The organism is Winogradskyella sp. SM1960 (assembly GCF_020179375.1).
In the GTDB taxonomy this organism is placed as follows: domain Bacteria; phylum Bacteroidota; class Bacteroidia; order Flavobacteriales; family Flavobacteriaceae; genus Winogradskyella; species Winogradskyella marina.
In genome coordinates this window covers 1-19,314 of the sequence record NZ_JAICBG010000010.1, presented here as the reverse complement: position 1 = coordinate 19,314, position 19,314 = coordinate 1, and the positions used below count along the sequence as shown (strand labels likewise).

20 protein-coding genes and 1 pseudogene are annotated in these 19,314 nt (G+C 30.1%); all 21 read right to left on the bottom strand.

Going from position 1 to position 19,314, the window contains the following annotated elements; translation table 11 throughout:
• Positions 1-222: pseudogene (locus tag K1X16_RS17090) on the bottom strand (IS3 family transposase); the annotation flags it as partial.
• A 20-nt stretch (positions 223-242) separates the two neighbouring features.
• Positions 243-701: a helix-turn-helix domain-containing protein gene (locus K1X16_RS17085; RefSeq protein WP_225037297.1), complete on the bottom strand. Its 459-nt coding sequence runs from the start codon at positions 699-701 to the stop codon at positions 243-245.
• A gap of 180 nt (positions 702-881) precedes the next feature.
• Positions 882-1,571, bottom strand: a complete 690-nt coding sequence (locus K1X16_RS17080; protein WP_225037296.1) for a DUF6896 domain-containing protein — start codon at positions 1,569-1,571, stop codon at positions 882-884.
• 127 nt (positions 1,572-1,698) lie between these two features.
• Complete coding sequence (locus K1X16_RS17075) at positions 1,699-2,190, bottom strand: hypothetical protein (protein WP_225037295.1); 492 nt, start codon at positions 2,188-2,190, stop codon at positions 1,699-1,701.
• Positions 2,191-2,530: 340 nt separating this feature from the next.
• On the bottom strand, positions 2,531-3,058 hold the full coding sequence (locus K1X16_RS17070) for a condensin complex protein MksE (protein WP_225037294.1): 528 nt from the start codon (positions 3,056-3,058) through the stop codon (positions 2,531-2,533).
• Positions 3,045-4,253: a hypothetical protein gene (locus K1X16_RS17065; RefSeq protein ID WP_225037293.1), complete on the bottom strand. Its 1,209-nt coding sequence runs from the start codon at positions 4,251-4,253 to the stop codon at positions 3,045-3,047. The genes K1X16_RS17070 and K1X16_RS17065 overlap by 14 nt, the downstream gene beginning before the upstream one ends.
• Positions 4,246-5,040, bottom strand: a complete 795-nt coding sequence (locus tag K1X16_RS17060) for a hypothetical protein (protein WP_225037292.1) — start codon at positions 5,038-5,040, stop codon at positions 4,246-4,248. Before K1X16_RS17060 ends, K1X16_RS17065 begins: the two co-directional genes overlap by 8 nt.
• Complete coding sequence (locus tag K1X16_RS17055) at positions 5,040-7,700, bottom strand: ATP-binding protein (protein WP_225037291.1); 2,661 nt, start codon at positions 7,698-7,700, stop codon at positions 5,040-5,042. Before K1X16_RS17055 ends, K1X16_RS17060 begins: the two co-directional genes overlap by 1 nt.
• A 218-nt stretch (positions 7,701-7,918) precedes the next feature.
• On the bottom strand, positions 7,919-8,776 hold the full coding sequence (locus K1X16_RS17050) for an IS3 family transposase (RefSeq protein ID WP_225037290.1): 858 nt from the start codon (positions 8,774-8,776) through the stop codon (positions 7,919-7,921).
• Between the two features lie 5 nt (positions 8,777-8,781).
• The gene (locus tag K1X16_RS17045) at positions 8,782-9,147 is read right to left on the bottom strand and encodes a transposase (RefSeq protein ID WP_225037289.1); all 366 of its coding nucleotides are present in this window, start codon (positions 9,145-9,147) and stop codon (positions 8,782-8,784) included.
• Between the two features lie 766 nt (positions 9,148-9,913).
• Positions 9,914-10,708, bottom strand: coding sequence for a hypothetical protein (locus tag K1X16_RS17040; protein WP_225037288.1), 795 nt, complete (start codon positions 10,706-10,708; stop codon positions 9,914-9,916).
• A gap of 168 nt (positions 10,709-10,876) precedes the next feature.
• A complete protein-coding gene (locus tag K1X16_RS17035; protein ID WP_225037287.1) occupies positions 10,877-11,332 on the bottom strand; it encodes a hypothetical protein in 456 nt (151 codons plus the stop codon).
• Positions 11,333-11,335: 3 nt separating this feature from the next.
• Positions 11,336-11,716, bottom strand: a complete 381-nt coding sequence (locus K1X16_RS17030) for a hypothetical protein (protein WP_225037286.1) — start codon at positions 11,714-11,716, stop codon at positions 11,336-11,338.
• Between the two features lie 245 nt (positions 11,717-11,961).
• On the bottom strand, positions 11,962-12,453 hold the full coding sequence (locus K1X16_RS17025) for a hypothetical protein (RefSeq protein ID WP_225037285.1): 492 nt from the start codon (positions 12,451-12,453) through the stop codon (positions 11,962-11,964).
• Positions 12,454-13,355: 902 nt separating this feature from the next.
• Positions 13,356-14,042 (bottom strand): hypothetical protein, encoded by a 687-nt coding sequence (locus K1X16_RS17020; protein WP_225037284.1) that lies wholly within the window; start codon positions 14,040-14,042, stop codon positions 13,356-13,358.
• A 285-nt stretch (positions 14,043-14,327) separates the two neighbouring features.
• On the bottom strand, positions 14,328-14,912 hold the full coding sequence (locus K1X16_RS17015) for a DUF6338 family protein (RefSeq protein ID WP_225037283.1): 585 nt from the start codon (positions 14,910-14,912) through the stop codon (positions 14,328-14,330).
• Between the two features lie 159 nt (positions 14,913-15,071).
• Complete coding sequence (locus K1X16_RS17010) at positions 15,072-15,488, bottom strand: hypothetical protein (protein ID WP_225037282.1); 417 nt, start codon at positions 15,486-15,488, stop codon at positions 15,072-15,074.
• A gap of 30 nt (positions 15,489-15,518) precedes the next feature.
• Positions 15,519-17,138 carry a zinc-dependent metalloprotease gene (locus K1X16_RS17005; protein WP_225037281.1) on the bottom strand — a complete coding sequence of 540 codons (1,620 nt, stop codon included), beginning with the start codon at positions 17,136-17,138 and terminating at the stop codon, positions 15,519-15,521.
• A 183-nt stretch (positions 17,139-17,321) separates the two neighbouring features.
• Entirely contained in the window at positions 17,322-17,768 is a 447-nt protein-coding gene (locus tag K1X16_RS17000) for a hypothetical protein (protein ID WP_225037280.1), read from the bottom strand.
• Positions 17,769-18,177: 409 nt separating this feature from the next.
• Positions 18,178-18,429, bottom strand: coding sequence for a hypothetical protein (locus K1X16_RS16995; protein ID WP_225037279.1), 252 nt, complete (start codon positions 18,427-18,429; stop codon positions 18,178-18,180).
• A gap of 171 nt (positions 18,430-18,600) precedes the next feature.
• A complete protein-coding gene (locus K1X16_RS16990) occupies positions 18,601-19,227 on the bottom strand; it encodes a toxin-antitoxin system YwqK family antitoxin (protein ID WP_225037278.1) in 627 nt (208 codons plus the stop codon).
• Positions 19,228-19,314: the final 87 nt, after the last annotated feature.

The window sequence follows — 19,314 nt, the reverse complement described above, 5'->3', positions numbered from 1 at the left end:
GTCTTTTACAAGGTTCTTATATTTTTTGTACATATGGTTTGAGTTTGTAGTTGTGATGTAATTTTTAGTTCTAGGAACAAGCAGTTTATTAAACCTGAGGAAGTCATAAAATTTATCTCTACCTATTTTAATATCAGCGTTTATAAAGTCTTGTTTGAGTTCCGTGTGTAGTTTAATACCACCAGTTTTCGAGCCTACTTGTTTGCGGTAGTCTTTAACCATTTTGATCATTTTTTGATGATCTATTTCTTTTTTTTGTTGTGTTTTGAGTCTTTTGTAGAAGGCTTGTTTAGATATCCCAAAACATCCATAGAGCCATTTTCTTTTATACGCTGTTTTTTCTTTAGCTCTATCTCTTTTGCTAATGTTTTGGGTAATGACTTTTTTGACATATCAACGCCTGTAATCAGTTCCATATCAGCGATAATGTCTTGTTGGAAGTCTTTTTGAAACTCAAGTTCTTCAATCTTTTCCTTTAACTTTTTAATTTCATCGTTTTTACTCATACCAGTATTTTGTTGCACTAAAGTACTGTATTTTCTTAACCAATAGGTAATAGTTGTTCTTGGAACGTCATATTTTTTGGAAGCTTGGTTATTGGATATCTGACCATTTAAGATTTGGTCAACGACTAAAAGTTTAGTCTCTAAAGTTGCTTTTTGGTAGCTTTTTTTTCGCCAGTGTTCATTTTGTGTTTTCATAAGTGACTATAATTAAAGGTTTAATTTTTAGTCAACCTATTTCAGGAAAGTTCATTTTTTAAATTACCGCCAACGTGTTTGTGTATGGTTAGTTGCGTGGTTGGGTAGCTAATTTAGCAAACTTTTACGGACCAGAGAAAATTCCGAAGGAATTTTCGCAAGTAGGCAAGAACCAAGCAATTAATTATACACGGTGTTGGCAACAGGCTTTTTGTTCCGATTTAATATTAATTCGTTTCTTATTCCATCTGATAATTCTATTAAATAGTCCAAACTCCATAATGTTTCAATTACTTTTCTCATATTTTCAGATTTATTGTCCAAAATTAGGCTTGATTTTTTCAAAGATTCTGTTGTCTCAATAAATTTCATTAAATAATAAGTATCCAATTCTCCAAATTCAATTCCGTTGTTAATTTGAACGTCTAAAAATTGTTCGGTATTTATGTTTGTAAATGAGCAACCTTTTCCGTGAAAATGATATTTCCATTCACTATTAATTTCTCCTCTTTGATTTTCGCTTCGTTTTGTTTTTAATTCGTAAATCTCATTAGAGTTATTCAGATTTATGTCAAACGTTTCAGCCATTAAATTCATAAGAGAATGAGCTGTTTTGTCAAACAATTCAATACAATTATGAAATTCAAGTATATTTTCCAAAACTGTTTTTGTTGAAATGCTGGGAACAATATTTAGTTTATTCAGCCATTCAATTTGAGTTATCACATAATTAGGGAATTCCTTTTGTAAATTTAAAACGTATTTCCTTGTTAATTTCTCATCAGTCACAACAAACAATAAAGTCTCATTTTGATTTAAAAGTTCTCGGACTTTTTCAATTTCAAGAGGTTTTTTGATGTTTATCGTCATTTTTTTTAGCTTGTTGCCAACGGTCTTGTGTATGATTAGTTGCGTGGTTAGGCAACTAAGTTAGCAAACTTTTACGGACCTGTGAATATTCCGCAGGAATATTCGCAAGTAGGGAAGAACATAGCAATTAATTATACACGGTGTTGTGTACAGTACTTTTATTCATTTTTATAGTTTTCCATAAAATCGCAATTCCGATAAAAGCTATTATCAGACCACCTATTAGAAAAGCCAATCCATATCCTTCTGCAAATATTCCGCAAAAATAATTCAGATATCTGTTTATTATTCCAGTTGAGTAAATTCCAGTTGTTGAAATTCCAATTGTCAAAATAAGAACAATAATTGAATTAATAATTCCAAATTTATTTTTCCAATTTATTAGTCCTACTACTAAAATTCCGATAAGTATTATTCCAAAAGTCCAATATGCTTGATTGACAAAAAATTCTCCAATTCGAACATCAGTTAGCGATTCAAATTTTTTCCAATCCTCTTCCATAAGAGCATCGAATTTTTCTCCGTTAAAAGCAACGTACAACCGGTCAATTCCGCTTATGATAAAAATCAATGCAAAACATTCTAATAAAATCAACTTAAGGTTAAATTTCTGTATCATTTTCGGTATTGTACACAACGGTTTTGTGTATGAAACGTAGCGTATAAATAAACGCTAACTTTTCGGATTTAGCACGAGCCGAATTTTTTATTTTTATGTTTAAATTTCTTTTCTAAATATAACCAAATAAAAAATTTGGCGTACTTTTTAAATATACAAAAAACTCTCGGAAAGCCTATAATAGCTATGTTTTATACACGTTGTTGTAAGTAGTGCTTTTCACATTCTGCTTGATTTTCCGATGTTTGTTATTTAGTTCAAATTTGAGCGTTGGCAAGACATACTCTTTTGCAATTTTTGGCTTGTGTTGTGGCTGAAGCGAATTGTAAATGTGTATGGCTTATGCGTTGGCATTATTCGGTATAGATTTTATTAATTCACGTGCAAAATCAATAAATAATTTATATGCTTTTGTAAATGAATAGTTGTCATCTGAATGTTTAACAGCTATATTCCTTTTTACCATAGTAGAACCTACTAGCCTTTTGATACTATCTGCATCATTCAATTGCTTGTTTGATTTTACAATATCAGTCCAAGTACTGTTTTTTATGTAATCGACTATTTCGTCTATGTGAAAGTCCGAAAAACCTAATTCATCCATAAAATTCTTTCCGTCTTTGTCTAGTTCATAGCAAAAGATTGAGAAGAATATACTTATATCACGAGAAGTGTTTTCATTCGTTTCTTCTGAAATCAGATAATAAAACTCTTGTGTGTTCTTTAATTCAAAACCAAACGATTTATTAAAAAATTCTGCATAGAAATCTTGATACTCCTTAACGATATCAAAGTAAGATTCATCAATGGTAATAAATTTCCCATCCATTAAAGATGTAACTATTTGTTTATGTTTATTCGGATACATTTTCTTTCTTCGTGATTTTAAGTTTTGGCATTATCAGCTCTCCTTGTTCTGTTTTTAAAGAAATATTTCGGTTCTCTTTGTCCTGTTGTACTTCATAATCTTCTTCAAAGATTAAACTTGTAACCATAAAATAGTTATCAAAATCAAAGTTTTTGTTTTCGTTTTCTAATGATGTTTTACACCAAGTAAAAAAGTCGTCAACTGGAAGTTTTGAGTTTAGCTGAGATTTGTATTCGCTTTTGTTGAAAATCCATTGCTCTACAACATCAGTTTCCTCTTCAATAAATACATCTTCTTCATTTTTAAATTGGTCAAAATACTCTTTTGTGTTTTCGTAAATAAACGGATTATAGAGATTATCTCTTTTTGTATTAAAAAGCTCTGGCGGTTTAATTTCTTTGTAGCAATTTCCGTTTGTTAAGTATAAGTGAAAACCTTGTAAATATTCACTTTCTGTTCTAATTCTATCAATAAGTGGTAAAAGTTCATTTGTTAATGTATTAGATTGTTTAGAGATATCTTTCTCTATTTGCCTCAACAAATTATAAAGTTTTTCGAACTGTCTTCTTATACTTTCGTCTGTGTAATCAAAACGTTTGTTATTTGAAAATTGAGAGATACTCAACAGTTCATTATATATTGATTGAGAATGGTTAACATCTAAAATATTATTTAATGGAATAATATAATTATCAATTAAATATCTCGCTTTTTGGACTTTCTCTTGATATTCTATTTTTCGAGTATTTGCTTTTAGTTCTCTACTTTCATTTAAAAGGCTTATTGTATTATTTGTTACTGCATTTTTAAACTGATTTATTTCCTTGGAAAGGGCTTCTATTCTAGCTAAAAGAAGATTTTTATGGTTACTTTCTTTTTTGATTTCAAGAAATAATGTTCTTATAGATTGACCGAATTTTTCTATTTCTTCTGGAAGTAAAGGTTTGAATTGTTGAAGAACAAACTCAAACAAAACGAAATAAGGTTCATTAATTACATAATCGTCATTTTGTTCAACAAGTAATTTGTGTTCAAAAAGTTGGTTTTCAATATCACTTCCAAATTCTTTAAGTGCATCAGAGACTTGACTTTTTAAGATGATTTCATTCTTAACTTGTATGTCAAAGAGTTGCCTTAACAAGTCAAAATGAGTTGCCAAAAATTGTATTATAGTTTTCGGTTCTGACTTAAACATTGATTAAAATTTCTTGTTCTAAAAATCTATTTGTACGAGCAACTTGTTCTCTAATTTGAATAACGATTGAATCTTTTGAGTTTTTAACTGTATTACTCATTTTTGCTTTGTTTCCTTTTAAAGATGCAGAATGTTTATCAAAAAGTTCATTGTAATTGGATGGCAAATACAATTGAGCGTTAGTAAAAACTTCTTTTATTCGCAAATATTCATCAAGTCCATTAAAGTCAAAATCAACAAAAACTAAAACTTCTTTTGCACTAATTTTCGAAATAGAATGCTTTCCGATTCTACCATATTTATGTATAAATAAATACTTGTTATCTAAGAGTTTTTCTGCATTTAAAAAAGTTTCTAAATTTTCAACAAAACAGATGTTATCTGCAATAATTGAATCTGGAATTACAGAAAATAAACCAAAATCAAGAGTCTGTTTTTTAATATCTACAAATCGATTATTTATCTGAACAGATTTAAAACCTCTTAACAAGAATATTGGGCTATTGTCAATTTTTGTTGCTTTTGAGTTTCTATATTTTTTAATATTTCCAGATTTGCTTTTACTAACGTTTTGTTCAGGAAAAGATGTATTAAAAAATTTTTCAAAATCATTTTCTTTAGAAACTATAATTTTGAAACCTCTACCAAGTTTTAATGACTCTAGAATTTCCGCACGAATCAAGTTTTGAAAAATATCGGATTTTAAAACGCTTTTAGGAATTGCCGATTTTGAAACCGATTTACTTTCAAATAATAATTTATATGTTTTGAAGTCAACTTCTTTCATTATGCTTCAATCGGTTTTCTTAATATGACATTTCCATTCTTTTCACTAACAACAATTTTACCTTTGTTTCTTCTGACTAAATAATATTTATCAAAACCATCATAAGGATGAAGTGGTGCAGCTGAAATCGGTATGAAATTATGTTCTTTGCAGAAGTTCAATATTTCAATTCTGTTTGCTTCGTCAATAGTTCCTATTTCATCAACAAATAGTACGATTTTGTTTTCATCATCTTTTACAACTATTTGATTAATAATAGACATTATTAGAACCAAACGAATCATTTTATCTGTTCCATCAGATTCAATTTGATTTTTTAGGTCAACAACTTTGTATTGTCCTTTTTTATGCAGGTGAAGCTTAATATCAAATAAATCATTAAATGTAATTGTGGTTTGATTATCTAAATATTTATTGAGTGTGTTTAGATTTTCTGATTGGTCATCAAAAATTAGTTCTGATGTTAAATCTCTAATTTGAATGATTTTATTTAAGTCCTTTATGAGTTTCTCGTTTTCTACAATTTCAATTTTTAAAGTATCAATATCTGAGATTTTTATTTTCTTAATTTTTGAATTAAATTGATTTGTAATGAAAGAGTTAAATTCTTCAAACCTTGAATAAATTGTACGACAAGGATTTGCAAATTGGGTTGATATATTTTTAAGCAAACCATCAATTGCCTTTTGTTTGTCTTCCAATGTTACTAATTCCGAATCTACGTGTTTAATAAAATCAGTTTCGCTTGCGAAAGATGTTTCTGTTTTTAATTTTAAGCGTTCAAATAGATTATCCTTTTTGAGTTTGATTTCTCTTCTTTCTTCGTAGTTTCTTTTGAGGTTTTTATAAATATTGTCAAGTGAATCCGTTGATTGATATTCAATTGGCTTAATTCCAAGTTGTTCAAGTTCTAATTTCCAAGTTTGGATTTCTTCTATTCTTTTTTCTTTACTAAAAATTTCCTTATTTGCTTGTTCAATAGTCTCGTTAAGTTTTCTGACTTCCTCTTCAATTAACTTAATGTCTTTAGTTGATTTTTCTTTTTGGTTTATCAGATTCTCAAATTCTACTTTAAGAGCTTCAAGTTCTTTCTCAAGAATTGGAAGTTGTTTTAATTTTTCAACTTTATCTGTTATGATTTTGATTTTTGCATTTATCTCAACTAAATCCTTTCTATGTTTTTCTAAATCTTTGGCTATTGGTAGTAGCTTTTCATTTATTTCCTTTTCTTTCTCTAATTGCTTGATTTGTCTTTTTAATTCTTCAATAGATTCTATTGGTTTTCCTTTAAAATCATTTGGCAACTCAATAGCACCATCAAATAACTTCATCAAGTTTTCTGTTTGCTTGATTTTTGCTGAAATATTGTCAGAAGATAAACTTGTTATGTCTGTTGAAAGGATTCTGTTTAGTAACTCTTTATTTTCTTGGTTATCTGAAATTTGATGAATTAATTGGGATGAATAACTATCAACTTGATTTTTGATTCTTGAAATTTTTGATACAGCTTTTTGGATATTGCTTTCAATTTCTTTACTACTAAGTTTTTGGTTTTCTATTAATGTAATTTGACTTTCAATGTTTTTTCTGTCTTTGTCTAAGTTTTGAAAAGATTGCTCTAGAAATTGTAAATCTTCAAAAGCTTTAATCTCTGATACTAATTTTTCTTTTGAATTTAAGTCTTTTTGCTTTTGTTCAATTTGATTTATAATTTTTCCAATAAGTTGATTTAATTCTTTTTCTTTTGGACTAAGTATTTCATTTAAGTGAGTTCGTTTTTCAGCTCTTTCTGTTTTCATTTTAGAAACGGAAGTACCAAGCTCAGAGTATAAAGAAGAATATTGTTGGTTAAAGGCAAAAATTAATTCAGATAGAATTGCATTTTTTCCCTTGTATTGATTTACCAATTCTTTGAAATCAGTAAAACTACGTTGAATGCTTTTGATGACTTTTATATCTCGATTATGCTTTAATAAAGATTGAATGTCTTTTTGGTTTTTCTTTGAAAAAGAAACACTCTCATTTTCTTTATTATCTGCTATAATTAAAGATTCTTTGAGTGAATCGTTGTTTATTAATTTTGAGTTTATTAAATATTTATAGATTTTAGAAAAATTATTGCTTATTCCACGTCCATCTTGATTTACGCTTTGATTTAACCAAACAACTCCGTTGTTTCTTTTTCCTTTTTGGTATACAAAATTAAAAACTTCAGAACGTTTAGAGAACTTTTTATGTTCAATGCCATTTGTTGCAAGTTCAGATAGTAATGAGTCAAATTTTCTTATTTTTTGTCCGTTATTGGTTTCTGTAAAATAAAGTTCCTCTTTGTATTCGCTGTCAATTTTATAATAATCTAGATTGCCTTCGGCATTTTTCTTTACTAAAATAGAGTAGTAGCGATTTTTGAAAATTTCAAAGATTATAAAGCTAGAGTTTATTGAAGGAAAATAATGGTTGAAAGTAGTTTTGTCTCCTGTTCGATTTCCACTAAAAGTCATTTCTCTTCCATCAATTATAAATAGAAAGTTTAGAGCGTAAATCAGCGTACTTTTTCCGATGTTGTTGGGTCCTACAATTTGAAGGGAATTACAATTGTCAAGTTCTATATCCGCTTTTGAGTATATGTCAGAGTTTAATATTATTATTCTTTTAAGCATTCAATTTTTCTGTCAATTTAATGAATTATTATCAATTTCCTACAAAGTTGAGCGTTGGCAAGAAACAGCTCTTTTATTTTTTTTCAGCATTGGATTTTCGCGTTGGCAAAAAAATAAATGTGCTGTTTACGCGTTGGCTTTTTTAGTTCAAATGTTCAATTTTAGCTCGATTTTCGCATGTCTCGTCCTAAAATACGTCTACAGGTTATTGATTAAAATTAAGCTGCATTTTGGTGCACGTTATTAGGTGTTTTATAGTCTAAAGATAAATGTAATCTTTTAGAGTTATATAATTTGATTGCATTTTTGGTTGCTTTTTTTGCTTCTTCCACGCTGGCAAAGGTTTGGTCAAGATAAAACTCATCTTTGAGTATGCCGTTTACACGCTCTGCAAGTGCATTTTCGTAGCAATGGTTTTCTTCCGTCATACTAATTGTGATTTTTTTTCGCTTTAGTTCGTTGGTGTAGACATTGCTACAATATTGTATTCCTCTGTCTGAGTGATGTGTTAGGTTTTTCAGTCCTTTGTTATGATACAAAGCCTTTTTAAGAGCCCTTACACAGCCTGTTAGTTCTAAGCTATCACTTAGGTCATATCCCACGATTTTACGCGAGTACATATCCGTTAATAGCGCTAAGTAACAAAATCCTTTTATGGTTCTGATGTAGGTTATATCTGCCGCCCAGACTTGGTTAGATTTATTGATCGTTACATCTTTAATACTATTTTTATACTTGTAAAACCTATGATGAGAGTTCGTTGTTCTGGATGAATATTTCTTTCGTCGTATCAAAAGGTTATTATCTCTAAGGATACGTAATAACTGGTCTCTACCAATTTTAATGTTGTGTTTGTCAAAATCCATTTTTAGGGACTTCATCAATTTTCTAGCTCCTTCTCTTGGTAAAGTTCGTCTTCTTTTATGAACGATTTCTAATACCTGGTTTTCAATTTTTATTCGCTTAACATATCGTTTTTTGTATTTATAAAACGCATCACGAGTCAAGTTATATCCATTGCAAATCGTAAAGATGCTAAAAGGTCTTTCTTTTGGGTTATTATCTATTGTTTCCATTAGAGCTAGATGTTTAGTTTTTTTTTAAGTTCTAAAACATCTTTGTAGCCTAATTTAGTAGCCGCTACTTTGAGGTAACTATCATCAATAAGCTTGTCCAAGTCTTTCTTAATAAGAAGTTCCTTTAGCTGTTTGAGCTCCTTTTGCAGGGCTTTTATTCTGGTAAGTTCATCGTCTGTTTGCACGAGTACACGGGTGTTCATTAAATCTTTACGATTGTACTTTTTTATCCATTCATTAATTGTGCTCGACTGTATCCCATATAGCAGTCCTATTTGTCTTTTAGAATGATTTCCCTTGGAAAGTTCATCAAGGACTTTGAGCTTAAAACTTTCACTATAGCGTCTTACATATCCATCGTTTTTATACATATACATTTGTTTTAGTGTATACATATTTCAGGACGGGTCAGCATTACTTACAACGGTCTCGTATATGATTTGTAGCGTGTTTTCAGCGAGTAAGTTAGCAAATAATTATCGAAATAGAAAAACCGAGAGGTTTTTCGTAAGTAGGCTAGAAGCAGCTATAAATTATATACATTGTTGGCAAATCGTTTTTTATTGTCCAGCGTTATATTATCACGTTATGTTTCCTAATGTTTTGTTTGTCAAGCTTTATACTTTACTTAAAATCAAAAAAAAATCTCCGAATTATAATTCCGCCTTTTCGCAAAGAGAATCATTTATTTTATTCAGCCGAAATTTAGTGAAATCACAGTCGATTTGGTCAAACAACTTAGTTTGGATAGATAAAATTGCGAACAGTTTGGCCGAACGATTTGACATTCCGCTTATCAGCAGAAAGTTGAGGATTGCGATAATATTGATGCAATGATCAGAAGTTGGGTGAGCCAATTATCGTGCGTAATGTTCCGCAAGAGTGTAAAAATCGAGTGTAATTTTATTTAAGACTCGGCTTTAAATTCCAGAGTAATTATTTAATGACAGAACTTAGTGAAAGCCTTGTCATTGTTGATACGCACAAAATGTTTGCCAACGTGTTTGTGTATGGTTAGTTGCGTGGTTAAGCAACTAAGTTAACAAACTTTTACGAACCCGTGAATATTCCGCAGGAATATTCGCAAGTAGGGAAGAACAAAGCAATTAATTATACACGGTGTTACCCAACGTTTTTTTATTCGACTGTTTGTTTTAATTTCCGATTTCCGCCATTCAATTCAGTCAGTTTTTCTTTTTTTAAACGAAACTCTAAGTCATTAAATTCAATCCATTTTGCACTCGATAATGCAAAACTTATTTTATCATCTTTATTGAGATTCCGAGATTTTAAAATCAGAGTGTCATTAATATTTTTCCACAAACCATCTGTAAAATCGGAACCGTGTCCTTTATTTACCCAATATTTAAATGTTCTGTCCTCTTTTAAAATTAATTTAATTTCAAATCGTTCTTTATTTCTGCCCTTAAATTCGCCATAGAATAATTTTGTTTTTCTATTTGGTGGCTCAATTTCCATCAAAGAATACATTTTGTTATTAAATATTTCAATAAATTTCTTATCTCGATAAGCATCGGTACAAGTATGGCAGAATTTTAAATTAACAATTTCAATGTTATTTAATTGAAGAGTGTCAATCATTTTATCTGTACAACCAGAATAACCTCCAACTGCACTTACTAAAATTCTTTTTCCATCAAGATATAATTCGGTCGCAATTTGATTAATTCTATTGTCTAACCATTGTTTATCACTTTCGGTCAGTTTAAAATCTTCTCTAAATCCGCTGTAATTTTTAATACTGTTTATTGTATTCAATTCAGTTTGTAATAGTCGACTTTCAGGTTTGTGAATTGAGTCGAATTCCAAGTTTTTTGGAACGTAATTCATTAAATCGTAATACTCTTTTTCAAATAAAGTTGACGATTCAGGATTTTGAGCAAAAATTAATGTGCTAAAAATAATGTTCAATATGAAAATGGTTTTTCTCAAATGTTGGGTAACGGTTTTGTGTATGATTAGTTGCGTGGTTTGGTAGCTAATTTAGCAAACTTTTACGGACCAGAGAAAATTCCGCAGGAATTTTCGCAAGTAAGCACGTAAAAAGCAATTAATTATACACGGTGTTGTAATGCGTTTTTATTCTATAATATTTTTATGAATATCAGTTTGATAAATTTGATATTCGAAATCATTTTTGTCAATTAAAGTGTCCAGCTTTTTATTGAAATCTATATCAAAAACATCGTTGTCTGATTCAGCAACTCTGATTGTGAAGCAGTCATTTAGCTCAATTCCGAGTTTTTCGATTTGTCCATCAGGTAAATCCTTAATTAAATGGAAAATAGTATCGTTTTTTTCATAATACAGATATAGAACATCTTTTCTGCTTACAAGTCCTTTACCTTTGAGGGAATGAGATTTTAGCTTTTCCACCATTCCGTAAACTTTAAAGTTCCCGTTTTTAATTTCCTCCGATTGATTTTCTTCCTTTTTCTTATCAATAAAAAATCCAATTGCTATAATTCCAGCAAAAACAACTGAATAAATAACAATCTGTTTAAATGAGTATTTTGGCTTTTTTTTCTTTCCCAATTATTAGTCTATTTTCCTGAATTTTGTTCTAAAATTAGAGAGATTAATCCCATTTTGCTCATAATTCCTAATCACTAGTTCAGTTTTAGTCAATTCTTCAATGATATAACTCCGATTTCCCAAAGTCAGAATCGAATCCTTTTTTTGATATTTAAATTTTATTCCAGTATCATCAACTCCAGTAAAATCAGAATTCAGTTCGATTATAATTCCGTCGCAAGAGTATTCAAATTCTTTTCCACTAAAGGCGTCAACACTTTTTGTTGTTCCATCTTCAAGTTCTTTATGATAACATTCCCATTTTCCGACCAATTCGTTAGAAATATTCTTCAATCCAATACAAGAAGACAGAATTATTATTGAAATGGTAATTATATATTTCATTCAGATTGTTTTTTTAGTGTTAAATTCTAATTATCTTTTTAAATTCAAAAAATATCCTTTGTCAATCGTTAATTTCATTGAGTTTCTCGATTTTCCACAAATGCATTACAACGTTTTTGTGTATGATTTCGTTGCGTGTTTAATCATTAAAGTTAGCAAATAAATCACAGATAGAAAGTCCGCGAGGACTTTCGTAAGTAAGCTATAACTAGCAATGAATTATACACGGTGTTGTGTGTAGTGTTTTATTCATTTCTGCTTTTATTCGATTCAGCTTTTATTCGGTCAGCAGAATTTGCTATAAATAACAACAAAACAATTGCTATAATATTAATATTCAGTTCTATTAAATCAGGGTTTGCATTTCGAGATAATCTCCAGTTAGCTAAACTAAAGTCAAGTCCAATTATCGTATCATTTGTCAATTCCATTGTAATTCTCAAATAAGCACCAATGGCAAAATCAAAAATGTATCCAAATAGAACAAAACTGATTATTTGAACAGCTTGTGTGAATACAGAAAAATTTAAACCTTTTAAATACTTTTTTCGGACGAGTAAAATTCCGCTGTAAATTGAAATTCCACATAAAGCGAGAAAGAGGATAAAGGAAAAAATAAAGAATCCATTTGAATTAAACTTGTCATAAACTCCTAAAAAAACGAGTAATATTCCGATTATTCCTCCAAAGATTTCATAATATCCTAAGTATTCTATTCGACTGTAAATTTTCTTCATTAACGTATTTTTACATTACACACAACGTGTTTGTGTATGGTTAGTTGCGTGGTTAAGCAACTAAGTTAGCAAACTTTTACGAACCTGTGAATATTCCGCAGGAATATTCGCAAGTAGGGAAGAACAAAGCAATTAATTATACACGGTGTTAGCAACTGGCTTTTATTCCATTTCATATTTCCAATGTAAGTTAGAATAAACCAGATAAGTAATTATTAATCTTTGCGTTTCGCTTTGAAAATCGACCTTATCGATTAATTCAGTCAATATTTCTCTATTCGGATAGGAATTTAGTTGGACGTTGTCCTTTGTTCTTAAAATAAAGTCATAGTGTATTTGGTTCTTGAACGAACTCATTACACAGTCATAAAATAACTCCTCAAAAAACAATGAAGTCATTAAATTGTTCTCAATAAAATAATTATCAGAATTAAATTCGATGAACTCTTTCTTTAGAATTTTATTTTCGTCAATTCGTGAGATTAGAGACAGATAATCTTTTTTATTAATACCATAAAGTAACTTTCCGTTCACTAAATAGTTTTCAAACTTTTTAATCGAATCGAACACGCTAACAGATTTTGCAATTTGCGATTCCGATGTGTTTAAAGGATAGATTATTCCCCTATCAAACGTTTTGGTATTAATGCAATTTTGGTATTCCGATTCAGACTCGTATTTGTTTCTTTGACAAGAGAGAATTAAAAGCGTTATAAATATTGATAGTATATATTTCAATTTTTGTGCGTGAGTTTTTCAGCTTGTTGCTAACGTGTTTGTGTATGATTTCGTTGCGTGATTCAGCAACTAATTTAGCAAAAAGAAACGAACCAGAGGAAAATCCGTAGGATTTTCCGAGTAGGCTAGTACTAGCAATGAATTATACACATTGTTACCTACAGTTATTTATTTACAAATTTTACTAATTCGGGTTTTATTATTATTAATTCTCTTTTTCTCGGAAATTTTCCGTGTTCAAAAGTCAGTTCGACACTATTTTCATTCTTTTCGAGCGATTTTATGTCAACATCATAAAAGTCCGAAATCACGAACGTTTTATTTTCATAACCCAATTCAGTCGGTTGAATTAAAATATGAATATCCGTTTTAGAATTTTCAGTTTCAAGAGGTAAACTTTGTCCATTATAAAAAGTCATTACTCTCACAAAAAAGTCATCTCCATATTCCGATTTAACTTGGTCAAAGTCACGAAGAACAGATTCAAATTCCGATTCAGCCGTTTGAGTAATTTCAGACGTATGTTTATAAACGAAAAAATTGTCTGAAATATCTAAAGTGTCTTTAAAATCCTTTTTATCAATTAATTTTCTTTCTCCGCTTTTTAATTTTTCCGCAACATTTATTTCAGAGTCAGAAGTTTCCACGAAGCGATAATAATCAGAAGTTTGTGTGTTTTCAGTCGGCTTATTAACTTTTTCTAAATTCTTAATTAGACTTTGCAATTCCGAAATCCGATTTTCTTTTTCAGTTAGTTTTTTTGTCAATTTTTCTAATTCCGATGAAGATTGTTTTGAATCGCAACTTGCAATTAAAATCAATGTTAAAATCAGTAACGGAATGTTTTTCATAATTGTAGGTAACGTGTTTGTGTATGGTTAGTTGCGTGGTTAGGTAACTAAGTTAGCAAACTTTTACGGACCAGAGAAAATTCCGCAGGAATTTTCGCAAGTAAGCAAGAAAAAAGCAATTAATTATACACGGTGTTGGCATTAGTATTTTATTTCCTCTTTGGTGGTTTAGTAGTCCTATCATTTGTCGGCTGATATGACTTTTTTCCTGAATTCCCGTTATTTCTATTTGTAGACTGTCCAGATTTATTTGATTTATTCTCTCCTGTTGTTTTTTTTGCCATATTATAAATAAAATTCAATAGTTGATATTTCTCCTTCTGTTATTAATATTCCTTGAGTTTGTTCCACTTTGTATTTAAAACCACCTTTTTTATTTAGTTTCCACAACTCTTCAATATAAATGTCATTTTTTTGAGGAAAAACAGATGAATATGAATTCATTCCATATTTTCCACCAATTTTTCTGCCATTTTTTAAAGTGACAATTACATAAAAACTTTCTCTTTTTGAAAAGAATGAATCCCAAGCACTTTTTGTTGGATTTATTAAAAATCTTGAAAACCATTTTTTAGATGATATTTTATAGAAAATAAAAGCCCATAAAATAGGGGCAATAATTATCATAAATCCAAAAAGTAAAAAATAAGCAAAAGGATATATTTTTAAAAAATCAATTTCATTTATTTTATAGATTGGATATGAAAATATTATAAAATTTATAATACTAATTCCCAGAGCTTCATACCAGTCTTTTGAAAAATCATTTTTTATGTCAGGTACAAACAGCCTGTAGCTTTTTAAATATATAAAGCCAGGAATAAAGAAAGTAACTAATAAAAGTATATTTTCTATTGTTAGTTCTGTCATTTAGATTTCGTTTATATTAATGCCAACGGTCTCGGCTATGAGTAGTTGCGTGGTTTAGCACTTAACTTTGCAAGTACACACCAAGTTGGAAATTCCACAGGAATTTCCAAAGTAGGCAAGAACAAGCAATTACTTATAGCCATTGTTGTAAACAGTTTTTTACTCCAGCTTCTTATATTTAAAAGCACATCCTTCTGGACATTCAGGCTCAATTGGTCTCAAAATTAAATAATTAGAGTTTTCAAAAGAATAAGAGTCCTGACTCTCAAAAACTGTATCAGGATTTGTACATTCAATGGTAATTTCCAATATGTTCATTTCTGAATTGTTTTGAAGAAAATAAGAACTACTATTAACTTCCCCACAATTGGATGGTGTAATCTCAGGTTCATAGCTCAAATCCGCATTAAAAGTGATTAACCGACCATTCTCAACTTGTTCCCAATTACCAGAACTACCATCAAAATTTCCGTACCGTTCTTCAACGAGTTGCCAAGTTCCGACAATTGAACCTTCTGCTTGTTCTTTTTCACTACTCTGACTGCAAGAATTAACTGCAATCAATAAAACTGACATTAAAATTAATTTTTTCATTTTCCTTATCTTTTAATTAATGATTATTTGATGGCTTTCCGATTTGCCATCTTTATAGATTTTTAATATGTAATTACCTTTTTTATAATCAGATACATCAATTGTGGTTTGATTTTCTAGAAATCCTTTAAAAATTAAAACTGAATTAAAATCAAAAATTTTATAAAAAGCTGAATTACTGGAATTTGAAGTTTTCTTTGAATTCATTTCTTTTGAAGACTTAGCTTTTTGAATGGTCAATTTTTCCGAACTTGGATTTGGATATACACGATATTCAGATTCTCCACCACCACCACCTTGTGTACAGTCTACAAATTCTACTTCCCATTGAGTCCAACTGCCAACACCACAAGTGTTAGTGCCTTTAGCTTCAAATAAATACCAGCCAGGTGTGTAATTATAGTTTGTGGGTAAGGTTGCAATACCTCCTGTAAAGTTATAAGGACCTGCTACAATATTGTTAGTTGATAAGTCTCTTATCCTGACTTCATAAGATGCGTCCGGAACATAAGGTAATATCTCAAATTCATTGCCGTAATGACTTGAACAAAAGTAGCCGGTAACACCAGCACCATTATTTCTGAAAAGTACATTATCTACTTCGGCTTTTCCTACGTGGAAGTTTTCTTGAAAAGTTATGCCATTACTCAAAACAGCTCTTATCCAACCATCTCCATTGGAATATGAATTCGCCCCTCTTATGGTGGCACTTGAATTATTACTGGACATAATCTGTACGTTGCTTGAAGATGACCATACTGTGGTCGCTCCTCCAAGATTGGATAAGGTCACTGTTGTGTTTTGAGGGTAGCAAATTGTACTTACTTCTGAAATTTGAGTACAAGAATTGCTTCTTGTGTTTATTAATATAGATTCAGTGCTGAGCGCACCTCTCATTCTGAAACCTTGACCGTCTGTAAAATGGTCAAGATTATTAAACCAAGGACTTAAATGGTAATATGACATTATGTTTGTCATATCAGGATTATAGCCATTTGAATTTCCAGTTCTGTTATCGGCAGGCGTGTCACAAACTAAATCTCCCCTAGTAGTGCAATAAAGTCCATCAGTTCTTTCGTGACCAAAGTCAGTTTCAAATGTATGGTACAAATTTAAACAATGCCCAACCTCGTGCGGTGAGGTGAAATCATTTACATTGTCCTCCTCGATAAATAGATTTCTATTTGGAAGTCCGTTTATAACAACTCCAGCAACATTATCCCATAAACCATTTACAATATAATAGTTGATTGCATCGCTTCGGTTGTTAATGTCATCCAAAACCTCTGCTTCACTTCTGCTAAGTTCTACGAAACTCGTATTGTCGATGAAGTCCGTTCCTAAATTGTTAAATATGATATTATGAGGACTATAAACTTCATTGAGCTCTTCTGTTATCTCATCAGTTGTAAGAGGCATTGTGAATGCGTCTGTTCCATTTGTATTTCTTACAATATGAAAAAATACGTTGATGCAAATTGCAGAGCTCGACCCTCTTTTAGATATGTTCGAATTATTCTTTTCTGTTGGGTAGAAAGTTGGATTAGAAGGTGTTTCTGTACCGCAGATTTGTGAAAATCCTAAATTGAGGTTCCAAATTATCAGTCCAATTAATAATAGTTTTCTTTTCATAATTCTGGTCATTTTTATGGTAAATGTTTATCAAAATTGTTTACAACGGGTTTGTATATGGTTTGTTGCGTGGTTTAAGCAACTAATTTAGTAAATAATTACCGACCAAGAAAGTCCGCGAGGACTTTCGTAAGTAGGCGAGAAGCCAGCAATAAATTATATACGGTGTTGGCAAATCGTTTTTTAATTCATTAGAGTTTTTAGCCAAGTCTCAAACTTTTCCCTTTCAAATTCGTAATTTGATTGGTAGTTAAAATTTCTATCCAAAATCTCATTAGAGAAAATAATAAGATTAATATTTTTCTCACTAATAAACATAACCAAAACTATTGATCCGCTTCCAATATTTGATCTCATAGCAAAAACAGTTAAGTCAGTTATATCATTTATCCATTTCCAATCATCAAATCCATAATCTATTTCTTCTATAAACCTTTTTTTGCTAAAACCAGAAAGGTCATAATGTTTTTCATAGTGGTCATAAAATTTAAGAATTTCATTAGACACGTATTCTACAGGAATATGCTTTTCACTAATAGAATCATTTTCAATTGTAGACCACAAAAATTGTTGTCCGAAAACAGATGAAGACAAGATTGTAAATAAAATCGGAAGTATAAATGTTCTCATTTCATTTTTAGATTATATTATTTCAATTGACGTTGGTCCAAATGTTTGCCAACGTGTTTATATATGGTTTGTTGCGTGAATTTAGCAACTAATTTAGTAAATAATTATTAATCAAGAAAGTCCGTGAGGACTTTCGCAAGTGGGCAAGAAGCCAGCAATAAATTATATATGGTGTTGGCATTTCGTTGTTTTTTTATTCCGACTTATGCTTATTCAGCGTAATTAGGCTTTTTATTTTTTTTCCTGCGTTTGAGTGCATTCCACCAGCGTTTTATTCCTCAAAATTTTTCAATTCCGATTGAGTGATAAATTCCGCAACTTGCTAAATTCCGCATTCAATTCGGGTTTTGCTTTTCAATTCAGTTTCCGATTCCGAAAACCAGCTAAAAGTCAAACGTTTTGTTTTAAATCACTCTTTTTTATATTTCTTATGTTCTATTTTCTTTTTTTCTAAAATCGCATAAAATTTTCGTGGCGATATTTTTAGGTCTTTTGTTATTTCGCTCACTTTTTTCTTTCCTTTTTTATACAGCTTTAAATTCTCATTTACTTTTTTGTCAAAGTAATGCTTTTCCAGTTTCTCAACGATTTGTAATTCAGTCAGATTTGAGTCATTCGCATATTTCTCAATTTCTGATTTAATGTCTTTTAAATTACTCATAATTGTCAATTTTAACGGTTCTGCTCAATGAATGCCAACGGTCTTGTGTATGGTTAGTTGCGTGGTTAAGCAACTAATTTAGTAAACAAACACGAGCCAGAGAAAATTCCGAAGGAATTTTCCAAGTAGGCACTTGCCCAAGCAATTAATTATACACGGTGTTGTGCATAGTTATTTATTCCGTTCAATATATTTCTTTTCGGTTTCTTTATTAATCAGATTGTCATTTTTGTCAAACGTTCTAATTATAGTTTTCCTTTTTTTGTTTTTATAAATTTCATACTCGGTCAACTCCCCATTTTCGTTGAAGTAATTCACACGTTCATAATTCAGAGTAAGGTTTTCGTAATAAGTTTGAGTAAGTAATTTTCCATTTGGTCTGAAATCCTTAATTTCAATAGGTTTTCCATTTTTAAAATTTCCTTCAAGTCTTTTATTTCCGTTTGAGTAGAAATCCGTTTCAATTCCGTCGCAAACTTTATCACAATTCAGATAAGTCCAACGTTTTGAGTGTAATTCATTTCCAGATGAAAATAGAATTTTGGGAACTGCAATAGTATCTTTATTCGTTTTTAAAGTAGTTGAGAATTGTGAAATCCATTCTTTACGTTTTAAATAAACTGTGATTAATCTATAATTTAAAAAATCTTGGTTTGAATCAATATCAAATTCAGGTGTGATTTTTTGATTTGAACATTCATTTATGAAAGTTAAGTTCAATTTTTCTTTTCCGCTATTTTGGCTAAAACACGAGAAGCTTATAATTAGCAGAAAGATTGATTTTAGTACTGTTTTCATAATTATGCACAATGAATATATATATGAATAGTAAGGGATTTGAAACACCTTACCTTCGGGTTTTCAATAAGCCAATTTAGTAAATAA

Bases quoted from the DNA above. Each gene is read 5' to 3' on its own strand.
- K1X16_RS17020 (WP_225037284.1), bottom strand. From the start codon at position 14,042: ATGAAAAACATTCCGTTACTGATTTTAACATTGATTTTAATTGCAAGT.
- K1X16_RS17060 (WP_225037292.1), bottom strand. From the start codon at position 5,040: ATGAAAGAAGTTGACTTCAAAACATATAAATTATTATTTGAAAGTAAA.
- K1X16_RS17045 (WP_225037289.1), bottom strand. From the start codon at position 9,147: ATGTATAAAAACGATGGATATGTAAGACGCTATAGTGAAAGTTTTAAG.
- K1X16_RS17065 (WP_225037293.1), bottom strand. From the start codon at position 4,253: ATGTTTAAGTCAGAACCGAAAACTATAATACAATTTTTGGCAACTCAT.
- K1X16_RS17010 (WP_225037282.1), bottom strand. From the start codon at position 15,488: ATGTCAGTTTTATTGATTGCAGTTAATTCTTGCAGTCAGAGTAGTGAA.
- K1X16_RS17015 (WP_225037283.1), bottom strand. From the start codon at position 14,912: ATGACAGAACTAACAATAGAAAATATACTTTTATTAGTTACTTTCTTT.
- K1X16_RS17080 (WP_225037296.1), bottom strand. From the start codon at position 1,571: ATGACGATAAACATCAAAAAACCTCTTGAAATTGAAAAAGTCCGAGAA.
- K1X16_RS17000 (WP_225037280.1), bottom strand. From the start codon at position 17,768: ATGAGAACATTTATACTTCCGATTTTATTTACAATCTTGTCTTCATCT.
- K1X16_RS17070 (WP_225037294.1), bottom strand. From the start codon at position 3,058: ATGTATCCGAATAAACATAAACAAATAGTTACATCTTTAATGGATGGG.
- K1X16_RS17055 (WP_225037291.1), bottom strand. From the start codon at position 7,700: ATGCTTAAAAGAATAATAATATTAAACTCTGACATATACTCAAAAGCG.
- K1X16_RS17075 (WP_225037295.1), bottom strand. From the start codon at position 2,190: ATGATACAGAAATTTAACCTTAAGTTGATTTTATTAGAATGTTTTGCA.
- K1X16_RS17085 (WP_225037297.1), bottom strand. From the start codon at position 701: ATGAAAACACAAAATGAACACTGGCGAAAAAAAAGCTACCAAAAAGCA.
- K1X16_RS17030 (WP_225037286.1), bottom strand. From the start codon at position 11,716: ATGAAATATATAATTACCATTTCAATAATAATTCTGTCTTCTTGTATT.
- K1X16_RS16995 (WP_225037279.1), bottom strand. From the start codon at position 18,429: ATGAGTAATTTAAAAGACATTAAATCAGAAATTGAGAAATATGCGAAT.
- K1X16_RS17005 (WP_225037281.1), bottom strand. From the start codon at position 17,138: ATGAAAAGAAAACTATTATTAATTGGACTGATAATTTGGAACCTCAAT.
- K1X16_RS17025 (WP_225037285.1), bottom strand. From the start codon at position 12,453: ATGAAGAAAATTTACAGTCGAATAGAATACTTAGGATATTATGAAATC.
- K1X16_RS17050 (WP_225037290.1), bottom strand. From the start codon at position 8,776: ATGGAAACAATAGATAATAACCCAAAAGAAAGACCTTTTAGCATCTTT.
- K1X16_RS16990 (WP_225037278.1), bottom strand. From the start codon at position 19,227: ATGAAAACAGTACTAAAATCAATCTTTCTGCTAATTATAAGCTTCTCG.